Annotated in this window: 2 protein-coding genes and 1 pseudogene; all 3 read right to left on the bottom strand. The window is 49.9% G+C overall.

The window, feature by feature from the left end; translation table 11 throughout:
- Positions 1–112 (bottom strand): annotated as a pseudogene (locus tag QYG89_RS16975) (5-carboxymethyl-2-hydroxymuconate Delta-isomerase); the annotation flags it as partial.
- 16 nt (positions 113–128) lie between these two features.
- Positions 129–923, bottom strand: coding sequence for a fumarylacetoacetate hydrolase family protein (locus QYG89_RS16970; RefSeq protein WP_404319401.1), 795 nt, complete (start codon positions 921–923; stop codon positions 129–131).
- Positions 920–1,450 (bottom strand): fumarylacetoacetate hydrolase family protein (locus tag QYG89_RS16965; RefSeq protein ID WP_404319399.1); only part of this gene is annotated, 531 nt, incomplete at its 5' end. The genes QYG89_RS16970 and QYG89_RS16965, both read right to left, overlap by 4 nt.

Genomic DNA, 1,450 nt, shown 5'->3' with positions numbered 1-1,450 from the left:
TCGGAAACACACCATCGTGAGAAATCAGCGATTGATTAATTTTTTTAAGAAGAGCCGGAATGTCCGCCTCCGCTTTAATGTTATCTGTATATTCGATAATAAAATGCGGCATGGAATCTTCCTCCCTTTTACGTTGTCTGTTTGGATGCCGCTTCCTTAGATGCAGCTGTGATGCCAAACGTCTCATCTCCCACAATCGTATTCACGAGACGGCCGATGCCTTCCACTTCGGTAATGACTTCATCGCCGACTTTCGTATCAACCGATCCTTTCGGTGTGCCGGTTAAAATCAAATCTCCTTCGTTGAGCGTCATGAAGCTGCTCAAATATTCGATCAAGTAAGGAATATCAAACACCATATCTTTCGTATTTCCTTCTTGCGTCACTTCACCATTTACATAGGTTTTCAGCGTTAAATTCATCGGATCTTGAATGTCCTCTTTATCAACGAACCATGGACCGATCGGTGTACACGTATCCCGGTTTTTCACGCGCAAATTCGGACGATAATAGTTTTCTAAATAGTCGCGGATCGCGTAATCGTTGACAATCGTGTAGCCAGATACATAGTCATACGCTTCTTCGCGTTTAACGTTGCGCGCTGGACGGCCAATGACGACTGCCAGTTCACACTCATAATGCATATACTCAACGTCAGCCGGGCGGCGCGTTTGAGCGCGGTGGCCGATAAACGTGTTCGGCCCTTTCAAGAAGACGAGCGGTTCTTCCGGTGCCTTAAAAGCGAGCTCAGCCGCATGATCCGCATAATTTAAGCCGAGGGCGAAAACCGTGCGCGGCTCCACCGGCGGCAGCCAGACGACCTCTTGTTCGTCTACAATCCGGCCGTCTTGCAGCTTTAGGCGTCCATCGTGTTCCACTGCGTCATGAATGGCTCCTGCATAAGCAACTTTGGCTCGTTTCATCGTAATCCTCCTCCTGCGGTTTCATTTTCAGGTACAACCTTGTTTTCTAACACACCGACACCGTCGATTTCAATGCGGACCGTATCCCCTGCTTTCGCAAGCGGAGCCTGTTCGGGCACACCGGCAAGCAGTGTATCACCGGCATTCAGCGTCATAAAATCCGTAACGTCTGCCAACAGCTTAGCAACCGAACGAATAAGATTCGCCGTTGTATTTTCCTGGCGCAATTCTCCGTTAATCCATACACGTGTCGTTAATGAATCCGGATTGGCCACCGCTTCACTTTTCACAATCCAAGGGCCGATTGGACAAAAACCGTCGCGCGCTTTTTGCTTGATCGCTGGACGATAGACACTCGCATGCGGAAGGCTGACATCGTTAACGATTGTGTAGCCTGCCACATAATCCAGCGCCTCCTTTTCACTCACCCGCGTCGCTGTCCGTCCAATCACAACACCAAGCGCGGCCCCGATCTCCAGCTCTGACACTCCTTCCGGCAGCGGAATCGGCTGACCATGGCTGCTAAT

The organism is Bacillus lumedeiriae (assembly GCF_044891285.1).
Taxonomy (GTDB): Bacteria; Bacillota; Bacilli; order Bacillales; family Domibacillaceae; genus Pseudobacillus; species Pseudobacillus lumedeiriae.
Note: the sequence above shows the minus strand (reverse complement) of the source record. Positions and strands in the feature narration are given on the sequence as shown.

Bases quoted from the DNA above. Each gene is read 5' to 3' on its own strand.
- QYG89_RS16970 (WP_404319401.1), bottom strand. From the start codon at position 923: ATGAAACGAGCCAAAGTTGCTTATGCAGGAGCCATTCATGACGCAGTG.